General features: G+C 34.7%; 17 protein-coding genes, 2 pseudogenes and 1 other annotated feature (1 of these 20 cut by a window edge). Of the genes and pseudogenes, 6 read left to right on the forward strand and 13 right to left on the reverse strand.

Going from position 1 to position 18,355, the window contains the following annotated elements; all coding sequences use genetic code 11:
- Positions 1 to 423 precede the first annotated feature (423 nt).
- Positions 424 to 1,131 (forward strand): Abi family protein, encoded by a 708-nt coding sequence (locus AC3ANV_RS14070; protein ID WP_488309390.1) that lies wholly within the window; start codon positions 424 to 426, stop codon positions 1,129 to 1,131.
- A gap of 1,246 nt (positions 1,132 to 2,377) precedes the next feature.
- Here AC3ANV_RS14070 and AC3ANV_RS14075 read toward each other — a convergent pair.
- Entirely contained in the window at positions 2,378 to 2,956 is a 579-nt protein-coding gene (locus tag AC3ANV_RS14075) for a suppressor of fused domain protein (protein WP_488309391.1), read from the reverse strand.
- Positions 2,957 to 3,103: 147 nt separating this feature from the next.
- Positions 3,104 to 3,286 carry a hypothetical protein gene (locus AC3ANV_RS14080; protein WP_488309392.1) on the reverse strand — a complete coding sequence of 61 codons (183 nt, stop codon included), beginning with the start codon at positions 3,284 to 3,286 and terminating at the stop codon, positions 3,104 to 3,106.
- Positions 3,287 to 3,634: 348 nt separating this feature from the next.
- On the opposite strand from AC3ANV_RS14080, the gene AC3ANV_RS14085 reads away from it, so the two are divergent.
- Positions 3,635 to 3,850: a (4Fe-4S)-binding protein gene (locus AC3ANV_RS14085; protein WP_307413562.1), complete on the forward strand. Its 216-nt coding sequence runs from the start codon at positions 3,635 to 3,637 to the stop codon at positions 3,848 to 3,850.
- Between the two features lie 31 nt (positions 3,851 to 3,881).
- Positions 3,882 to 4,172 (forward strand): GNAT family N-acetyltransferase, encoded by a 291-nt coding sequence (locus tag AC3ANV_RS14090; RefSeq protein ID WP_488309393.1) that lies wholly within the window; start codon positions 3,882 to 3,884, stop codon positions 4,170 to 4,172.
- Positions 4,173 to 4,383: 211 nt separating this feature from the next.
- Here the strand turns inward: AC3ANV_RS14090 and AC3ANV_RS14095 are convergent, their stop codons facing one another.
- Together AC3ANV_RS14095 and AC3ANV_RS14100 are read right to left on the reverse strand one after the other, a co-directional pair.
- Complete coding sequence (locus AC3ANV_RS14095) at positions 4,384 to 4,707, reverse strand: YhjD family protein (protein WP_488309394.1); 324 nt, start codon at positions 4,705 to 4,707, stop codon at positions 4,384 to 4,386.
- 758 nt (positions 4,708 to 5,465) lie between these two features.
- Positions 5,466 to 5,807: pseudogene (locus AC3ANV_RS14100) on the reverse strand (type II toxin-antitoxin system PemK/MazF family toxin); the annotation flags it as partial.
- A 233-nt stretch (positions 5,808 to 6,040) separates the two neighbouring features.
- Here AC3ANV_RS14100 and AC3ANV_RS14105 point away from each other — a divergent pair.
- A complete protein-coding gene (locus AC3ANV_RS14105; protein WP_488309395.1) occupies positions 6,041 to 6,187 on the forward strand; it encodes a BH0509 family protein in 147 nt (48 codons plus the stop codon).
- 118 nt (positions 6,188 to 6,305) lie between these two features.
- On the opposite strand, the gene AC3ANV_RS14110 is transcribed toward AC3ANV_RS14105, so the two are convergent.
- From AC3ANV_RS14110 to AC3ANV_RS14125, 4 genes are all read right to left on the reverse strand, one after another.
- Positions 6,306 to 6,482: a hypothetical protein gene (locus AC3ANV_RS14110; protein ID WP_488309396.1), complete on the reverse strand. Its 177-nt coding sequence runs from the start codon at positions 6,480 to 6,482 to the stop codon at positions 6,306 to 6,308.
- Positions 6,483 to 7,188: 706 nt separating this feature from the next.
- Positions 7,189 to 7,719: a hypothetical protein gene (locus tag AC3ANV_RS14115; RefSeq protein ID WP_488309397.1), complete on the reverse strand. Its 531-nt coding sequence runs from the start codon at positions 7,717 to 7,719 to the stop codon at positions 7,189 to 7,191.
- Positions 7,720 to 8,451: 732 nt separating this feature from the next.
- Entirely contained in the window at positions 8,452 to 9,747 is a 1,296-nt protein-coding gene (locus AC3ANV_RS14120) for an IS110 family RNA-guided transposase (RefSeq protein WP_488309398.1), read from the reverse strand.
- 198 nt (positions 9,748 to 9,945) lie between these two features.
- On the reverse strand, positions 9,946 to 10,392 hold the full coding sequence (locus AC3ANV_RS14125) for a GNAT family N-acetyltransferase (RefSeq protein ID WP_488309399.1): 447 nt from the start codon (positions 10,390 to 10,392) through the stop codon (positions 9,946 to 9,948).
- Positions 10,393 to 10,592: 200 nt separating this feature from the next.
- Here AC3ANV_RS14125 and AC3ANV_RS14130 point away from each other — a divergent pair.
- Positions 10,593 to 11,866: pseudogene (locus tag AC3ANV_RS14130) on the forward strand (IS110 family RNA-guided transposase).
- A gap of 573 nt (positions 11,867 to 12,439) precedes the next feature.
- Here AC3ANV_RS14130 and AC3ANV_RS14135 read toward each other — a convergent pair.
- From AC3ANV_RS14135 to AC3ANV_RS14145, 3 genes are all read right to left on the reverse strand, one after another.
- Positions 12,440 to 12,862 (reverse strand): DUF5661 family protein, encoded by a 423-nt coding sequence (locus tag AC3ANV_RS14135; RefSeq protein WP_488309400.1) that lies wholly within the window; start codon positions 12,860 to 12,862, stop codon positions 12,440 to 12,442.
- Between the two features lie 235 nt (positions 12,863 to 13,097).
- Positions 13,098 to 13,403: an NIPSNAP family protein gene (locus AC3ANV_RS14140; protein WP_057277240.1), complete on the reverse strand. Its 306-nt coding sequence runs from the start codon at positions 13,401 to 13,403 to the stop codon at positions 13,098 to 13,100.
- A 252-nt stretch (positions 13,404 to 13,655) separates the two neighbouring features.
- Positions 13,656 to 14,507, reverse strand: a complete 852-nt coding sequence (locus AC3ANV_RS14145) for an SDR family NAD(P)-dependent oxidoreductase (protein ID WP_488309401.1) — start codon at positions 14,505 to 14,507, stop codon at positions 13,656 to 13,658.
- A 291-nt stretch (positions 14,508 to 14,798) separates the two neighbouring features.
- On the opposite strand from AC3ANV_RS14145, the gene AC3ANV_RS14150 reads away from it, so the two are divergent.
- Positions 14,799 to 15,449 carry a TetR/AcrR family transcriptional regulator gene (locus AC3ANV_RS14150; protein WP_488309402.1) on the forward strand — a complete coding sequence of 217 codons (651 nt, stop codon included), beginning with the start codon at positions 14,799 to 14,801 and terminating at the stop codon, positions 15,447 to 15,449.
- Positions 15,450 to 15,912: 463 nt separating this feature from the next.
- Here AC3ANV_RS14150 and AC3ANV_RS14155 read toward each other — a convergent pair whose 3' ends face one another.
- Both AC3ANV_RS14155 and metG read right to left on the reverse strand, forming a co-directional pair.
- Entirely contained in the window at positions 15,913 to 16,383 is a 471-nt protein-coding gene (locus AC3ANV_RS14155) for a hypothetical protein (protein ID WP_488309403.1), read from the reverse strand.
- 193 nt (positions 16,384 to 16,576) lie between these two features.
- A complete protein-coding gene (gene metG / locus AC3ANV_RS14160; protein ID WP_488309404.1) occupies positions 16,577 to 18,211 on the reverse strand; it encodes a methionine--tRNA ligase in 1,635 nt (544 codons plus the stop codon).
- Positions 18,212 to 18,274: 63 nt separating this feature from the next.
- Positions 18,275 to 18,355 (reverse strand) — a binding site (T-box leader); it runs 193 nt beyond the window's last position.

Below are 18,355 nucleotides of genomic sequence, written 5' to 3' on the forward strand. Positions count from 1 at the left end.
CGAAACTGTCAAGGCCCCCCTACAAGATCTTCAACAATCGCGCCCGATTGTTGAATGCGATAACTGGAGTTTTTAACTTTATTATCATAAAACAGTTAATATCAAAAATTAATCTCTACTTTTTATAAAGTAGACTTTTCTATGCAATTATCGTAACAAAAACGTTCGTTTTTCAAAGGCCCGTTAGTTGCCTTGATTACAACTTCGATTTTTAACTATTTTTCCAGAACTAATTTTTTAAATATGAAAGCAGTTTGTCAGCAGGGGCAAGAGGTCCAAATGATTTCATCTTAATGTGATTACTAATGGATGAACTTCTTGACAATATTTGAACTGAAAGATAAGATTAATGTAACAGAACCCCACACGCCTCTTAACAATGCGGACCAAGTGGGGTCATTTTATTTCAAGGAGAAAATTAAATTGGAATCCGAAAATAATCACCCCAATATGAAGCCTCCTACTACTTTTAAAGAACAAGTAGCATTATATAAAAGTAGAAAATCGCACGTTGAGAATTCTGAAAATGCAGAAAAGACTTTACAAAGAATAAATTATTATCGTTTATCTGCTTATGGCCTCACTTTTAAAGATCATTTTAATAAAGATGAATTTATTAGTGGTTCATCGTTTAATCAAATGCTTTCGTTATATGAATTTGACAGACGGCTTAGACTGCTCCTTATGGGTGTATTAGAGACCATTGAAATAGCCTTCCGAACACATATCTCCTATGAAATAGCACATAAATATGGGCCACTTGGCTATAAAGATAAAGAAAATTTCAAAGATGAAAAGTTTCACCAGGAATCTCTAAATGAACTGGAATCATTGATTAGTAAAAGTCGCAAAGGCGAATTGTTTATCGAACACCATTTTCAAAAGTATGGTGGTAAAATTCCAGTATGGGCAGCAATAGAAGTTACTTCTTTTGGATTCCTTTCTAAGTTTTATCGGAATCTTAAAGAGGATGTTAAAAGGAAAATAGCTAAAACTTATTATAATGTACCGTATTTTTATTTAGAAAGTTGGCTTCAAACATTATCAAATGTCCGAAATGTTTGTCCCATTATGGTCGGTTGTACAACAAAAAACTTACGTTTAAACCTCGATTATTTAAAGAAGAAGTAAATCAATTTGATAATTGGCATATTTTTGCTGCCATTTATATTACTCAAAGATTGTTAACCAAAACTGAAGGAACCAGATTTATTACCGACCTAGAAGCACTTATTTTGGAATATGAAGACTGCATAGATTTTTCTCATATTGGTTTAACTTCCAATTGGATAGAACTATTATCTAAATTAAATAGTAAAAAAATATAGAGATTTAGCAAACTCTCTATTCAGTTTATTGACAAAAGGCATTCCGAATTAGCCTATTCAGGTGTCTTTTATCTTTTTATACTCTATTTTTCTTTTAAGCCGACCTCTCCGAGGTCGTTTTTTATACCATTTCTGGCCTACACCATGTCCAGTTGGCTATTTTCCTTAAGGATTGTCCATCGCATACTATGCTCCGTTTTTGATTTAATATATAGATAACCAGAATTGATGATTCCTAGAATCTCTGTAGCTAATAAAATTCCCTCTACCACATTTATATGATGAATAATCCACCCCATTGTTTGAGTTGCATATGGATTTGATGGCCCTGTAGATGCAAAAACTGGAACAGGAATACCAACTAATAATAAAGCCCTAAATAGCTAATTTTTTTCATTTACATCGCTACTTATAAAAAAGGTAAATATTCTGTTCTTTTTATACTTTAAAAGAGTCAAATTAGAAGTAAAAAAAGAGGTAGTTCCTCTTTTAAGATAGAAAGTTATGTATTCTTTTGATATTAATATTAATCAATTTTTTATTATATTTTATTGATTAAGTCCCGAAAAGTACTTATAGAGACTTTTTCACTGCCAAGTATATAATAAGATATTTGATATGTTTAACCAGCAACAGGGTCCTCAAAGTTTCAATGGACTTCACAATTTGAACTTTGGGAATCCTATTGTAAATCTATAAAAATTAGACTTCTACCCATTAAAACAGTCAAATTACATAAAGATTAATATTTCCTATTAATAAAGAAATAAAAGCCTGTAAACAATAATAGTTGTTTACAAGCTATTGTGAAAAGCCATCTTAAAATTATTATCTATTCTAATTTTCAAAAGGTCGGTTTTTCTTCAAACACTTTAGGTGTATATGTCCTATTCTTTTTCATCGTTAAAATAATTCCCTGTGTATTTATATACCGCAGCTACCTCCAATGTTAAGCTCAAGCCCTCGCTAGTTTAACAAGAATTATATCCAATCTAAAGTTAAATAATTGATGAGCGATTAGGGTTACATAAGAATTCAGGACCCATATCTTACTCCATCCATAAATCAATAAAACAACTAAAGTTTTCATTTTTTTGAATAAATTCTTTTTCAGATGGATGAATTGGTAATAACCATAATAACTCTGTCTTTTGCTTTTCAAAAAAATCCAGCAATCGAGTTGAATCGGCAGCTTCAATTATGGGAGGACATACTAAAAGAGTGTTCATTCTGAAAGCAGAAACAGGTTCAGAATTAGAAGTCGTATGTCCATAATCATATGGAATATCTTCGATAAAAGGGTATTGTGTTAGCCCCACCATTACATCTAGTATTTCCTTATTTTTCTCCTCATTTAACCATATTAGTTCTACTTTTATACCATTAACCATTGTTTTGCTCGACATTCCCAAAGTGATATAGGTCCAGACAGGTCTTTCATTCTGTGGTGGGAATTGCAAAACATAAAAACCATTCTTTTTTGTCTGGATTTTCTCCGGCTGCACCTGTTGTATTGTTTCTCCAAACCAATTACATTCATAAATCTTATCTGGTTGTCCAAAGCTTTCAATATAGTAACCTAATGTTGTTTGTGGATCATATTTTTTTAAACGTCCCCAAAAGACCATATAAGCTTCCCTTTCCTACGATACTTAGTAAATATTATATCTTAAAAAAGCCCCTATTTCTTGTTCAACTAACCTGCTTCGTTAGTTCAAGTGAAACATTTCACAAAGTACTTTCCGCTAGTCGTTTTTTAGGTTTTATAAAATAAGTTAAATGATTGTGGAATAACTCTGGTCAAAACCAACATTTACCATTTTGATGAAAAACATTGGCAAAAACATAATAATACCACAATAAATAATAATGTCACTAATAACAGTTTTTTGTTTTAATTTTCTCCATTCCAACTCCATCAATTTAATCACTTTTACCACCTCCATGGATTTGATCATAAAAATAGTCTTCCAATGTGCTTGAATGTTTTTGTATTTCTTCTATATCAATATCATGAAGAATTAATACTTTTGAAATCTCACTTTGAGATAGGGTTAAATCATAAATCCGAATTCTCTTGTCTTGTACAATCTTCATATTGAAAATATGGAGTTCATGTTGGAGATTCCTCATAAAATAAAGTACTATTAAATTAATATTGTTTTTCAAAAATTTATCATGTTGCTACCAAGTGGCTCGTTTTTTGGTAAAAACCCATCATACAGTTTTGTGAAATTTAGATCAGAGGAAGAATTAAGAGTAATTTAAAATTATTATTCCCACAGATCTATTAGAAGGAGGATATTATGAGCGAAAATATTAAAACTTATGGAGCTGAAGGTATCAAAATATCTTGGAAACCCAATATTTGCAAACATGCAGCAGAATGTGTAAAGGGATTGCCAAGTGTATTCAATACCCAGAAAAGTCCTTGGGTATCACCACAGAATGCAACAGCTAAAAAAATCATGGAAGTGATTGATCGTTGTCCAAGCAGAGCACTTACTTATGAGCAAAAATAAACAGAACTAAAAAAGTTAGGAGAATGAGGAAATGACTGAAATTAAAATGGGCAAGAATGAATTCTATATTGAGGAATCTAATGAAATTATTGCAAGAATTCAATTTATCCCAAGCGGAAAAGATGTAAATGGAAGAAATTTAATTATTGTAAACCATACAGTTGTATATGAGGGACATAATGGTCGTGGATTAGCCAAAGAATTAGTAAACAAGATAGCTGAATATGCAAGAGATGAAAACTTATATATTATTCCTGTATGTCCTTACGCAAAAAGTGTTCTTGAAAGTAAGGAAGAGTATCAAGGTGTACTAGCAAATTGATGCCATTTTATTATATATGCGTTGAATCAACTACACTTAACTGGACAAAAAAATAAGGTCAAGCTTAGACTAATCACTAAATCAGGGCATACTGCTAATTAGTATAAGAGATCCAGTGAAGAAGCTACGATAACGAGACAACCATTTTTTTAAAATGCCTAGAGATTAAATAAAAACACCGACATTCAAATCGGTGTTTTTATTGATTTATTTATAATTGGACATTAAACAATTGTCTTAACCTACTGGTGCCTTCGTATACCATTGCAGCATCCCAAAAACGCATCTTTCCTTGATAGCCGTGCAGATAATAAGAGTACTCAATAAACTCCTCATTAACTCTAACAGGATCTGCTACTTTTATTCTTAATTCCTTCATTTTTGATTTTAAATCAACCAATTGCCTTCGTAATTCCTTTAATTTGGACTCAATTAAATGCTGATATGCTTCGGGAATTTTAAATTTCAATGTTAAAGCTGCTTGATAGTCGTTTTCAAGAATTTGAATGAGATAGGTCGTGTAAATGTAATTCAAAAAGTGTTTTCAAGAAGTATTGAGAGAACATTGGAAATTGCCTTGGAATCGAAAAAAGGAGGGGCCACAATATAATTTAGGCCCTCGATTGAGGGCTAATTTTTTCTTTAACCCCCTAAGGAGCATAGATTATCTTAATCTTACTCCACTAAAGCACCATTTTGCTTAAGTACATTTTTTCACAATCTAAATCATTTATTTTATAAATTATTGGTAGCATGTCTGAGGCATACAAAGAAACTAATGGTCTAGTGCCATAAATTATCATTTGATAAATTAACGTAATTGTAATAACGATTTTATTACCATGCACTAATCAAGCTCCTAAAAATATTCAAAGAATGGAATCAAGCAAAGGGTGGATTCTACCGGATTTTATTTAAATTATTAATGTTTTTTTTGGGGGGTGCCAATCATAGGTGAACCCTATTTTTCTATTCTTCTTAAACTAAAGATGAAGGACCATTAAATACCTGGAACTTCGGGTGAGTTCAAGCTGAGAATGCTATTAAAACAATAATACATTAACGAGAATAGGTGTTAAAACTGCCCATACAATAATTTTAAAAATTGTTTTTTTATCAATTTTCATCAAAATGTACCCTTTTTTTTGTTTCGACAAAAGGATGCATTTTCCTTCCTATTTAAAAAGCACCCTCGAAAGGATGCTAAAAATTTATTAATCCTAATTCAAATAATTTTTGTTTTGGAATACAAATAACTTCATTTTTATCAGATACTTTCACAAATACATTTTCTATTCCTAAACTATTAATTATTTTCCCTTCAATTTCTCTCATGATATCAGGGTCTAATTCAGATATTTTATCCCCAATTCTCCATTTATCAATAGTTCGTATATGCTCAAGCATAACAACTGAATCATCTTCAAGATTATATTTATGTTTATCTAAATAAACATGTGTTGGAAATCCTTTTTTCTTAAACTTTGATGTTATTATTGCTACAATCACTGTACTGGAATATTTATTCCCAATATCATTTTGAATTACTAATGATGGCCTGTACCCTAATTGTTCATGACCAATTCCCGGAGAAAACTCCGTCCAATAAATCTCACCACGTTTTATGTCATTCAACTTTCTTCCTCTCCCTTCATTTACTCACATCGACAAAAGGAGATAATTTCCTTCCATGTAGAGTTTTCAATGAATGTTGTCATTGATATGTTGATATTAATCTCTAAAAATCAATCTAAAATTTATATTGGTCTAATCTCATTTTTATATATATAATAAAAACAAGAAAACAAAGAAAGCGTTTACATAGTGTAGCCACATCGCTACTTATCATATAAAAGGGATGATTTAAGATGAGCCGAATGGAAAGAGATTTCAAAGTAAAGCATTTATTAGAAAAACAAAAATTCAATGAGAAAGAAATTGCCGTGATGACAGATTCACAGATTGAATATTATCACTGGCTCTATTTTGAAGATTCTGTTTATGATTATATGTAAGTAGATTAACTAACAAAAATCTCTAAAACCTCTGTTGAAGTATTGTCTTCATTTTTGATGGGGGTTTTTCGTTGTCAAAATACCGAAATATCGAATTATTTCCTTTTTCCTATTCTCTCTAAGGAGTACCACCAGCAAAACGCGAATTTACAACGTTAAGGAAATACCAAAAATAAAAAGGCCAATTCTCATTAAAATTGAGAAATTGGCCTTTTTCATTAACTACATAAAAGCGCCCTTTAATGGAATAACTAAAATATGTCTCAATCCTAAAATCACTTAATTGTTCTTTCACTAACGCACCCTATAGTTTAAGTACAAAACTTCACAATCTTAATAGTCCAGAGCAGATATTCTCTTTTTATTATGGTCTTGGAATTCTTAACAGTTTGTTGCCTAATAACATTTCTCAATTATTTTTTCTTAATAAATTCTTTCCAAGATGATATAACAACTGGTATTCCGAATATAAACACAGTTGCTAAGCCAATAATCTTTATAAAAACAATAATATGTTAATAATTTCTCTGAAAAAATCAATTATAGCAAAAGGGATTAGTTCTAAATCGGGTTATTTGAAGAGCTTACTATAAATTCAGAAGTTGATGTAGATATTGAAAAAAGTAACCAACCAGCTAATGCAGCTATGTTTTAACTTATCTTCAATACTTATTTGAGATTGAGAAGTTAAATCAAGAACCGACTCAAACTGGGCTTCCTTCACAACAAATCCGCATTTTCCTGCCCATCTTTTAGATTCAGGATTGTTTTCATTTACGATTGTCTGTATCCCCTTAGGTTTGGCATCTATTACTGAATTCCAAAGAACCGATTCGATAATTCTGCCAAACCCTTGCCTCTGATATTGCACATCTACAAAGATTTTTTCAAAAAGGAAACCTAGGGGAATGTTGAAGGTACTCTGCAACAAAAAATACTTGAATCAATTTAAATATGTAAAAAAATCCAGCTAAAATTTACTGGATTTTTTTGTCTATATTTTAATTCGTATTATCTGTTCCTTCGGCATAATCCCAAGTTACATAATTTAATTCAATTTCTCTACCTTGAATTGCACTTACATCTGCTGTCATTGTAAACTTTTGACCAATTCCAATATGTTCAGTATAAACCATAGTTGATTTAGCAATTTTAACTCCATTTTTATCATAAATAAAATAATCAATATATAAATCCTTTAATGCTTTACCACTGGTATTTATCATTGTATAACTTTTTTTGAAGGTTGTTTCATTTTTTATTACATCAATTTTTGCATTATTAACCATATCCCAAAGTTTATCTCCAAATTCCATATCTTCTACTTTTTGTTTAATTTCTGCTATTTCTTTTTTTTGTGCTTTTATTTCTGCTTTTGCTTTTACTTCTTTTATTGCTTTTTCTTCTAAGCTTGAAGCTAATTTGTGATTTTTAATTCCTAATTTGTGAATTTTAATTCCTTGATAAATCCCAATACTTAACAGAAAAATTGAAATAATAACAAGTATAATACTAAAAATATTCTTTTTCAAAAATCATTCCCCTTTTTAATATTTTAAATATTCTGATAATAACATTTAAAATTAATGTTTGAAGGTCTCTAAATTTATGGGTTTAATATTAAATTGATTTATTATTTGCAATACACACGGCGAATCTTCTTTCATAACCATATCACGAATTACCATTTCCATAGCATTCCCCCATACTTTTAAGATTTAACTTATTATTATTTGTAATGGAAAGACAAAAGACCTATTTAATCCAATAAATTTGCTAATAACCCTTTCTGGAATTAAAAAATATTTCATTTAATTAACAACTTATTGTTAAACTAAACTCCCTCAATAAAGAAAGCGAAATCTCCCGATTTCTCCGTTTTTCTTAGATTTTCATAGTGGTTTACATTGGGTTAATCGCTTAATAGTAGGGTGTAAATTACTGAAAAGGATAAATCTGGACCCTTTGAGAAAAAAGACTTATAGCCCACTAACCAATAACTTACAGAAATTGGTGGATGAGTTAAAATATGATCGCACTGGTGGATGTCCACATTTCTCATGGAGGTCAACCCTCCCATGCCTCACAGAGTCTTCGCTCTCAAATTCCTTCGTCCAACCTTTCCATGAGGTGGATGTCAGCCATGCTGCCCCACAGGGTCCTTTGCCCGTAATTTAGTTGCTTTGCCGACTAATCCGTGCTTCAAATATACCCAAAGCTATAAAACTCGTCGTAGCTACTATTGAATCAAATCTAAAACAGAATCAAGCGACCATTTCTACCTTCTTTGATACTGACAAATGAGGAATATCCTTTAACATCTTTTCTTCACTAAATTCAAATTGCTTTTTACCTATGCTAAAGAAAATACGGATCAGTTTATTACATAAAGCAATAATAGACTGCATTTTCTTTAATGGATTATCAGAACGTTGTGTATAGTAAGCGTGTAATGCTTTAAAAGCTGAATTTTTTGCGACTAGAATCATACAAACTCTAAACAACAGAGCCCTTAGTTTCTTCCGGCCCCTCTTTGTAATTGTCGTTTTTCCTTTGTGCTTACCGGATGTATTTTCTTTTAAACTTAAGCCAGCCAGCTTAATAATTTGTCGGGGATGAAAATAATCATTTAGATCACCTACTTCCGCAAAGAAACCGGCGACCGTATCCCTTCCAACCCCTTTAATGGCCAACATTTGTGGTACACCTGGTATTTCATCAAGTAAAATATCTATTTTTGCATCTAATTCTTCGAATTTAATCTGGATTAATTCATATTTATCAAGTAATGTTTTCAGCTCCAATTTAGCCATATCAGAGCCCTGCCGAAGTCCGATGGACTTACTGGCTGCTTGCTTTAACTCTCGAATCTTATTAAGCCCCACACTCCGGGTAACGGCTTTTCTCAGGTGGGTGAGCAGTTCTTGTTCAGAAAAATTTATTATTTCATGCGGTAAGGCATATAGTTTCAAGAATTGTATTGCCGTCTTGCCTTCCCACTTCTTAAAGACTGTAAGAAATTCTGGAAAGTACCGATCAATCCAGTTATGAACTTGGCCTTGAACCGTCTGGAGGTCATCCGTTAAAAGATCACGTATTTTCTTAGCCACCCGGAGTTCGGCATAAACTCCTTGTGGTATTGTAGGTTCGGCGTATCTTCCGTCTTTGACCAGCTGGGCAATTACTTTGGCATCTTTCACATCATTTTTAGTTGGTGAATTATCATCAAGTTCCTTGCTTTTCTTAACGTGCAAGGGATTTACCACTACAAACTTAATCTCATTTTCTTTCAAAATGTGAGCCAGGTTGAACCAATAATGGCCTGTCGGCTCCATCCCAACCACCACTTTATCCATGCATTGTTCTTTCTTTGTTTCTGAAATCCACTTAAGAAAATGACAGAATCCGTCTTTTGTGTTTTCAAAATAACAAGGGGATCCGAACTCAATTCCTCTAAAGTCCTGGGCACGTGCCACATGCTTGAATTTAGCGATGTCGACTCCTATAATAAGTGTTTGAGAAGTAATTTGAGCAATTCTCTTATTTTGGTTATAATTCATTTTAGGCCTCCTGGTATTTGAGTGTTGTCCTTTTCGCTGGCCAGCTTCGGGACTCTCTCATTCTACCAAGAGGTTATTTTTTTGTTCAAACTCCATTTTCCTTCATTACAGGAATGCTGCCCCTTTAGCTGAATAAGAAAAAGCCACCAAATTGGCAGCTTAATGTTTAACTCTTGCACCCGTTAGTTCAAGAAGGTGTCATAATAAATTCTTCTTCATAACGATCATATTCTCATTTATTGAGTAGTCATTTTTTAGATAAAACGCTTCCGCAAGCCCTCCATTTGCAGTTAATAAATAAAGACTCTGAATATCTCTTTTCTTTAGTTCATCTTCTAAACAAAGAAGCAGTTTTGAACCATAACCTTTGCCTTGAATTTGATTATTTACACAGAGTTCAGCCAAATAAAAAGTTAATCCTGTATACGATTTTTTACTATTTCCTGCAATGAATCCAATTAAATTGCCATTATCGTATAATAAAAAGCTAAGGAATTTAGGTGTATTTAGTAAATCAGTGAGTCTTTCTTTAGCAGTTTGATATGTCCAAGTTTCATTCCAAGGTTCACTATTAAAAACGTTAATATAGAGTTCAATACATTGTTCCATTTTATCAATTGTAATTGGTACTATTGTTTCTGCCACAATTAAACGCCCCTTTTAGAATCTCTCCTTCATAATTCTAGAAATCATTATGAAATCCTTCCTTATTGCTTCTTACACTAACCTGCCCCGTTAGAATTCCTGTAGAAAGCTAATTATCAACTTTGAAAAAAATTAGGTCCCTCAGTAAGATATGAGTATAGACACCACTCTAACTCAAAACCTTAAGGAGGAACCCTAATATGAAGTTTAAGATGCAAGACAAACAAAATCAACTAATTGAAAGAATTTCAGATAAACACCTTGTGGTCGGTGTGGATATCGCCCAAGAATTACACGTAGCTAGAGCTGTAAATTTCCGTGGAATAATCATAGGTGATCCTCTTACATTTGAAAATAACGAAGAGGGATTTGTTAGATTACTACAATGGATTAACCAGTTAAAAACCTTAAAAGGATTTACTTCTACAATAATCGGCATGGAACCTACAGGACATTACTGGCTTAATCTATCAAAATGGCTATATGACCAAGATATTGAGGCAGTAACTGTTAACCCACATCTCGTAAAAAAGAATAAGGAAAACCGAGATAATAGCCGTTCGAAAAGTGACAAAAAAGATGCTCTTGTTATCGCTGATATGGTCAAGAATGGTTACTATTCCTTTATTCGTCCACTTCAGAGGTCTTTGAAAAACTAAGAGTTTTAATGTCTAACCGTGACATGACGGTTAAACGACTTGTCAGTGCGGTCAATCAAATCAACCGTTGGGTCGATATTGTTTTCCCCGAGCTTCGGCAGGTATTTAAAGATGTTAAAGGCAAAGGGGCAATGGCAACTCTACGATTATTCCCTACACCACTTGAACTTCGTTCAATGAAGGCAACAGATATCGTTGTAGGGTGGAAAAACCAAATGAAGAGACAACCAGGGTTAAGAAAAGCACAATTCTTAATTGAATTAGCTATGCATTCAGTCGGAACTCGACAAGCACATGGTGCTTATAAACTACACCTGGAACAATTGATTGAAGAGTTTGATTTAGCAACCACTCAACTCGAGCGAGTTGAAAAGGAAGTCACGGAAGTCCTTAAACAAATACCTTTCGCAAGAAAGTTACTTGCAATTAAAGGGATTAGCGAAATTGCCCTCGCTGGCATTTTAGGGGAATCAGGAGATCTAAGTGGATTTGCACACGGCAATTCATTATTGCGTCATGCTGGGTTGCACCTTGCAGAGGCTAGTTCAGGTAAATGGAAAGGTCAAATTGTCCTCTCCAAACGTGGAAGATCTCGTTTACGGCGCTTCTTGTATCTAGCGACTATGAGTCTTGTCATGAACAACCCTGATTTTAAAGAGCTACACGCTAATAATGTTAAAGTTAAAAAGATGAAGAAAATGAAATCAATTATGAAACTAATTCATAAACTCGCAAGAGTATTAGTAGGAATGGCTAGAAAGAATGATTACTATCGTCCTGAGAAGGTACAACCTATAATTTCAATAGCTGCCTAATATTATATTGATAAAAAAATAAGTTCTTTAAGTTTAATGCCTTTCGAGTATTGGCTTATTCGTAGGATTTCAAAGAAAGTACGAGTACCGGATTTGTTGAGCAAAAGGGCTCAGACCCATTCCGTTAGAAAGACCGGCCTCTACCACTTGGATAGGTGTAACGAAGGAATGAGAGGGTATTGACCCGTTGAGACATGGGAGTGAAAACCTCCAGGGGTAGCGTGGAGAATACGTACATTATATGGAAAATATTGGAGTCGTTAATACCTCCTTTATTTAAGTACGCCTTCATGTGCCAAAATAATCTAAACTCATTCAATCAATCCCCTACTATTCTTTCAAGTGATTTGAAATCCTGCGAATAAGTGAGTATTCGAGAGAAAATCGTATCTAACTGAGGGAGCTCAATAAATAATGACTGCCCTTTTATGGCAGCCAATTGTTTAAGGAAAGCACCCGTTTGTTTAAGTGTAATTCTTCACAACCAACACCATTGTATTGATGAAATTAATTATGCATATCAAAAAATTTTTATTTAGGTTTACAAAACGATACACATTTCTAGAGGGGTAATTATTTGTTCCAATATGCTTTTGCTTCCTCCTCAAGAACTTTTAATCTTTTATAATAATCAGGAAACTCGTTAAGATGAGCCAATGCAATTTTCCCAGTAATTAGAGGGTCATCCCCAGTAACATTAGTTTGGCTTGATTGTTTTCCGTGTTCAAGTTCAGTATTTACTCCCATCCAAAACTCATCTAAATTAAACTTACTTTTAGTAAAGTCAATACCTAAAAGTAAAGCTATTGCTGCTGCTTCCTCTTTAGAAAAGCTACTTCTGACCCTATTTAAACTATTCGATGCAATATTATTAGTTGTAAACCTAGTTGGATATTTGTTAAGTAAATTTCTATTTGATAAATGAGTAAAATCCATACAATAGTTAGAACAATTAATGAAGTGATTCATATACGGAAAATAATTATAGTAGTACACATAATTCACTCCTAAAACAGTAGTTACCAATAACATATGTTAATTACTGGTTTATGAGCAAGTAATCCTAAAAACTAAACAAACAATGAATTCACAAAAAATACGACTTGGCTTATTAAACTAAACTGCCTTAGTGGAACAAGAAAAAGAGCCGCAGCTACGACTCTTTGTTAAACTCAAGCACCCGTTAGCTTAACAAGGTATGTATAGATTATTTTTCAACTTTAATGTATGTTCATTCGAATATAGGACGCATAAAGCTTCTCTCATAACTTAAAATACATTTAGTCTCTTCTGCAAATTTATATGCTTCTTGACATTCTGCATCCAATGCCATTTTTACTCGGTACTCTTCATATGCTGCTAAACTTGGGAAAGTGAATAATGCATAAGCAATATTATTAGCACCCTCATGTGGAAGGAAATAACCCTGATGTGTACCGCCTAATTTATTAACTAATCGAATCCACATCTTACCGTATTCCTCGAACTCATTTAATTTATATGGGTCAATAACATATTTCAAATAGCATGTAACCATTTTAATCCCCCAAAAAAATCTATTTTTTTCCATCATAACATATAATTCGACTAACCTGCCCCGTTAGCAGTTTATTCTGCCTTCTCGAATTGAATGTGCCAGCTTTCCATGACTTTCCCGGCCGGGCTGATCTCTGAAACAAGCCTGTGCTTCACCGGCGTGCTGGCCGTCCATATGATCGGTCAGTACCTGTTCGGTCCCGGATGGGTTGATGGACAGAAGCATTAGCTGAAATATTTGCCGAATTAGCCATCAGTGCGCCTCCTCGATCATCCATCCTGCAAGATCGGACGGACCGGACGGCTTCTTATTGTTGGCGGAGCCGTCGCGTGGACGAAGCATGCCACCGACGAGACGAAGTCCCTGTTTCCTCGTCATGAATCGTCCGATCTGCGTACCTATATAATTCTGTGTACCCGGAACGACATACAGCTTCCCGTCCTTCAATGCCCGAAGCGCAACTTCCACGACTCGCTCCGGTGTGTCTTTCTTTCCGACGGCGGCTTCTTCCGTGCCTACGACGTTGAAGAAGCCGGTGTCCGTCGCTCCGGGACAAAGCGTGAGAAATTGGACGCCACTGTTGCGGTTTTCCCACCACAAGGCTTGGGTAAACGACAAGACGAAGGCTTTCGTTGCTCCGTATACGGCCATATAGGGAAGGGGCTGAAATCCGGCGGTCGATGCGACATTGATAACGGCCCCGGAGTTTCTACACAACATATCCGGCAAGAACAAGTGCGTCATATCTACAACAGCGGCAACATTGAGCATGACTTCCTCATGCTGGCGCACGCCTGACACTTGTTCAAACAAACCGTGCGTGGCAAAGCCTGCGTTGTTGACCAGCAGTTCGATCTCTAAATTCAGAAGTTGACATTGCCGATATAACTCGCCTGGCGCGCCCTCTTTGCCAAGATCGGTAGGAATCACCTCGACCTTGACGCCGTGCTTCTTTCTAAGCTCCGATGCCAGGTTCTCCAGCTTGTTTTTCGATCGGGCTACGAGTACAAGGTCGCCACCCTCTTTGGCCAATTGTCGGGCGAATTGCTCTCCGATGCCGGATGAAGCTCCCGTGACAAGCGCCCAATTTCCTTTTATGTTCATTGTGCAACTCTCCTATCTAATTTTTTATAATTAGGAAACAGTGTTACTTTGTCCTTAAAAATAATTCCTGACTCTCATAAGAGTCAAGAATTGTGATGTGTTCCGGTAACAATGTTTCTAATTGAAATCATTGTAACTAAGCTTTTTAAGAAAGTCAACATCGTTTTTTGAATCGTTGGTTTTTGGCATCCCTCGCAACATTGACAACGGTCCGACAATTATATTAAAATTCCTGTTAAGAGCTGGAAACATTGTTTCTTATCAAAAATGTATTAATTGAGGGTGATAGCGATGACAGACCAAAATAATTCCTTCGATGCAAATACGCAAAAGTTGGAAACGTATCAGGAAGCTCGCTTGAAAAATATTGAAAATCTTCGAAAGCTCGTCGTCGATGCTGCGGCAATGATTTTGTACGATGAGGGTCCTGAAGCTGTGACGGTGCGTAAAGTTGCGCAGAAGATGAATTGCTCTACCAAAATCATATACAACCTGTTTGTCAATAAAGATGGACTGGCTCAGCAGCTTTATCTCGACGGCTGCAAGCTTCTCGCCAACGAATTCGAAGGAACGCCGCGCGCTGACGATCCGATGCAGCAGCTGTTTAATTTAGGCGAAACCTTCTGGCAATTCGGACAGCGTTACTCCGGTTATTACAAGCTGATGTTCGGAGGAGCCTTCGCGGATTTCAAACCAGACGAGGAGAGCATACACGGCACCGTAACAGCTATGCGGCAATTGTTGACGGTAATTGGTAATGCGCAAGAGCAGGGACTGATTACCGGTCAGTATGACACGGAAACCGTCGTCCGTATCTTCTGGGCGTCGCTCCACGGTGTTATCCATCTTTACATGTGCGGACATTTTGGAGATGTGCAGTCCGCACATGCCGTTTACAAGCAAACGTTGTCTTTGGTTGTCGGTTCGTTATTTTCGAGTTGAGGCTTCTGGAGAGGAAAAAAAGCACCTTATGGTGTCTTTTCTTTATTTTTTTAAAACGTCGCAACTTTATTTCAAAACGACACGAGGGTATTTTTTTAATACAAGCAACCTTGATAAATGAATAAATAGAAAGGGCATGTTTTGAAAAAGATTAATCAAAACATGCCCTTATACTATTTAATTGGATTATTCTTTTATAAAAAAGATTGAACATTTTTATGTTCCTTAATGAACTAACGCACCCGTTGAACAACACATTATTCATATGGTTGAAATTCAATTGATTTTGCTTGATACATTTTGTCACGATATTCATACACAATAACAATTTCACCAACAAAACTTGCAGGAGATATTTGTCCACTGACTCTCACGATCAGTTGATTGTCTTCTACTTCGTATTTAGTAATACTGCCAAAGGCTATATCATTAAATAAGTTTGTAGGTTTTATTTCTAAAGGGGTTATATCGACGGTGTATACCTTGTCACCAACACTGACTTCGGCTTTTCAGTCGATAACTTTGTTTTTACGTTTTTATATATTATTGCAATAGGATTATCAACAAGTACCTCGCCAAATTGATTATAATCTGTATCAAAAACATAAACATCTTCTAATGCAACACCTGTACCATAACCTTTGTTTAAAATTATGATTAATTCTTTCTTTTCATCTCTGTTGATGTCTTCGCAGATAATTTTTGGAGCATAAGTAGGGTTATTAGCAACACTTATCCAAAAAGGTCTTGAGTAACTTGTCCCCTTGAAATCAAGTTTGAAATTATAATATAAACCATTCATTTCTTTAGCATATAAGGTTATATTCTCTTTACTTGACTTTGCAACAATATTATATCCTACAATTACTGCTCCTGCTTTATTAGGGACAATAACAAGCAGAAATGCCATTATAAAAATAATGTATATTTTCATTAGTTCACACCTCATTTTAGTGTTCCCTAAGATGTTTTCTTATTCAACTAAACTGCCACGTTAGTGCAATAAGAAAGGGATCGCCGCAGCCATCCCAATCTTTAACTATTGCACCCGTTACTTGAAGTGAAATCCTTCACATTTTTTATAAAGGTTGTTATTTTAATATAAAAATAAATTTAATCCTTTTAGTTTAAACAGTTTGGTTGTTTAATCTCTCAAGCTCCTCTTCAATCCTTACTGGGTCAATTCGTTCAAACAATGGTTCCACTTTTGACAAACGCTGCGATTTAACCAAAAATGCTCTCCATCCAGTTGCTGTTGTGTTTATCATCTCCTTGACTTTTCCGCTTGAAAAAGGAAGGAACGGAGTAAGGATATGGGCTAAATTCGCAATTAGATAAACGCAATCCGCCAGAGTTTGTTTGCAAGACTCGGTATCATCCTTTACTTGTTTCCAAGGTTGTTGTTCATCAAAGTATTTGTTCGAAAATCTAACAAGTTCAAATACTTTTTCCAGTCCTTGTTTGAAGACAGCAGTTTCAATGCAACTACCTACTTCGTTGTATAAGTGATTAACTTTATCCTGAATATTCGAAGTTATGTCCTTTTCAGGAATAACACCATCAAATGACTTTTCAATAAATTTTAAAGTCCGATTAACTAAATTTCCATAAGCCCCCAATAACTCACTATTATGGCTATAAATGAACTCTTTCCAAGAAAAATCAGCATCTCGGTTCTCTGGTGCATTGATTGTTAAAAAATATCGGATGGAATCTGGTTCGTACCTTTCTAAAATATCTGGGACCCAAACAGCCCAATTTTTACTTGTAGATAATTTTTTCTTTTCTAAGGTCAAATACTCGTTTGATACAATATGCGTTGGAAGTGGCTCTTTTTCAAGACCAGCAAGAATTCCTGCCCAAATAATCGAATGGAATGGGATATTATCTTTCCCGTGAACGTAAAAAGATTTAGCTGAAGAACTCCAGAACGTTGAATCATCATTATTTGTCTCCTTCGCCCAGAGCTTACTTGCTGTGTAGTATCCTGAGACAGCCTCAATCCAAACATAGATTTTTTTATCTTCATATCCAGGAACAGGAACACTTACCCCAATAGGCAAATCTCTCGAAACTGCCCTATCTTGCAAACCTTCCTTTAAGTACCGTTTCGTTAGAGAAATGGCATTTTCCCTCCACAGATTTTTGTCTTCAGCTTCCTGTGTATAGTTTTCCAAAAATTTTTGGAATGAGCTTAAGGAAAAGTAAAAATGCTCTGTGAACCTTGTAGTAGGTTCGTTTCCGCATATTTTACATTTTCTATCAAGTAATTCAAGTGGTTCTAACACGCTTGAACAAGCATCGCATTGGTCTCCACGAGCATTTGCACCACAATGAGGACAAATACCCTCAACATAACGATCAGGTAAAAATTGCTGATCATGTTCACAATACGTTTGTTCGATTTCCTTTTTATAGATGTATCCTTTTTCAAGCAACTCTAAAAATATCTCTTGAACGATTTTATGGTGATGTGGCATATCCGTTCTTGTATATGTATCGTATGTGAATCCTAATCTAGAAAAACAATTTGCAAATTCCTGGTGATAACGGTCCGCAATCTCTTTTGGCGATACACCCTCTTGTTTTGCCCGAATCGTAATAGGTGTTCCATTACAATCACTTCCTGAAACATATAAAACTTTTTCACCTGTTAAACGATAATATCTTGCAAGAATGTCCCCAGGTAATAAACTTGAAATATGCCCTAAATGTAATGAGCCGTTAGCGTAAGCCCATGCTCCTCCAATAAAAATACTCATAGATAATACCTCCTAATATTAAAATTAATTTTAAAAACAAAAAACCCCGCCCTAACTGTAATAGTTAAGGACGAGGTTTGAATTCCACGTGATACCACCTTATTTCGCAAATGGTTCACACCATCTGCCTCAGCAAGTACGGAG

This window comes from Neobacillus sp. DFD-2R (genome assembly GCF_057747865.1).

Coding starts and splice junctions, on each gene's coding strand:
- AC3ANV_RS14080 (WP_488309392.1), bottom strand. CDS start 3,286: ATGATCAAATCCATGGAGGTGGTAAAAGTGATTAAATTGATGGAGTTG.
- AC3ANV_RS14145 (WP_488309401.1), bottom strand. CDS start 14,507: ATGAACATAAAAGGAAATTGGGCGCTTGTCACGGGAGCTTCATCCGGC.
- AC3ANV_RS14090 (WP_488309393.1), top strand. CDS start 3,882: ATGACTGAAATTAAAATGGGCAAGAATGAATTCTATATTGAGGAATCT.
- AC3ANV_RS14085 (WP_307413562.1), top strand. CDS start 3,635: ATGAGCGAAAATATTAAAACTTATGGAGCTGAAGGTATCAAAATATCT.
- AC3ANV_RS14120 (WP_488309398.1), bottom strand. CDS start 9,747: ATGAATTATAACCAAAATAAGAGAATTGCTCAAATTACTTCTCAAACA.
- AC3ANV_RS14105 (WP_488309395.1), top strand. CDS start 6,041: ATGAGCCGAATGGAAAGAGATTTCAAAGTAAAGCATTTATTAGAAAAA.
- AC3ANV_RS14150 (WP_488309402.1), top strand. CDS start 14,799: ATGACAGACCAAAATAATTCCTTCGATGCAAATACGCAAAAGTTGGAA.
- AC3ANV_RS14140 (WP_057277240.1), bottom strand. CDS start 13,403: ATGGTTACATGCTATTTGAAATATGTTATTGACCCATATAAATTAAAT.
- AC3ANV_RS14155 (WP_488309403.1), bottom strand. CDS start 16,383: ATGAAAATATACATTATTTTTATAATGGCATTTCTGCTTGTTATTGTC.
- metG (WP_488309404.1), bottom strand. CDS start 18,211: ATGAGTATTTTTATTGGAGGAGCATGGGCTTACGCTAACGGCTCATTA.
- AC3ANV_RS14075 (WP_488309391.1), bottom strand. CDS start 2,956: ATGGTCTTTTGGGGACGTTTAAAAAAATATGATCCACAAACAACATTA.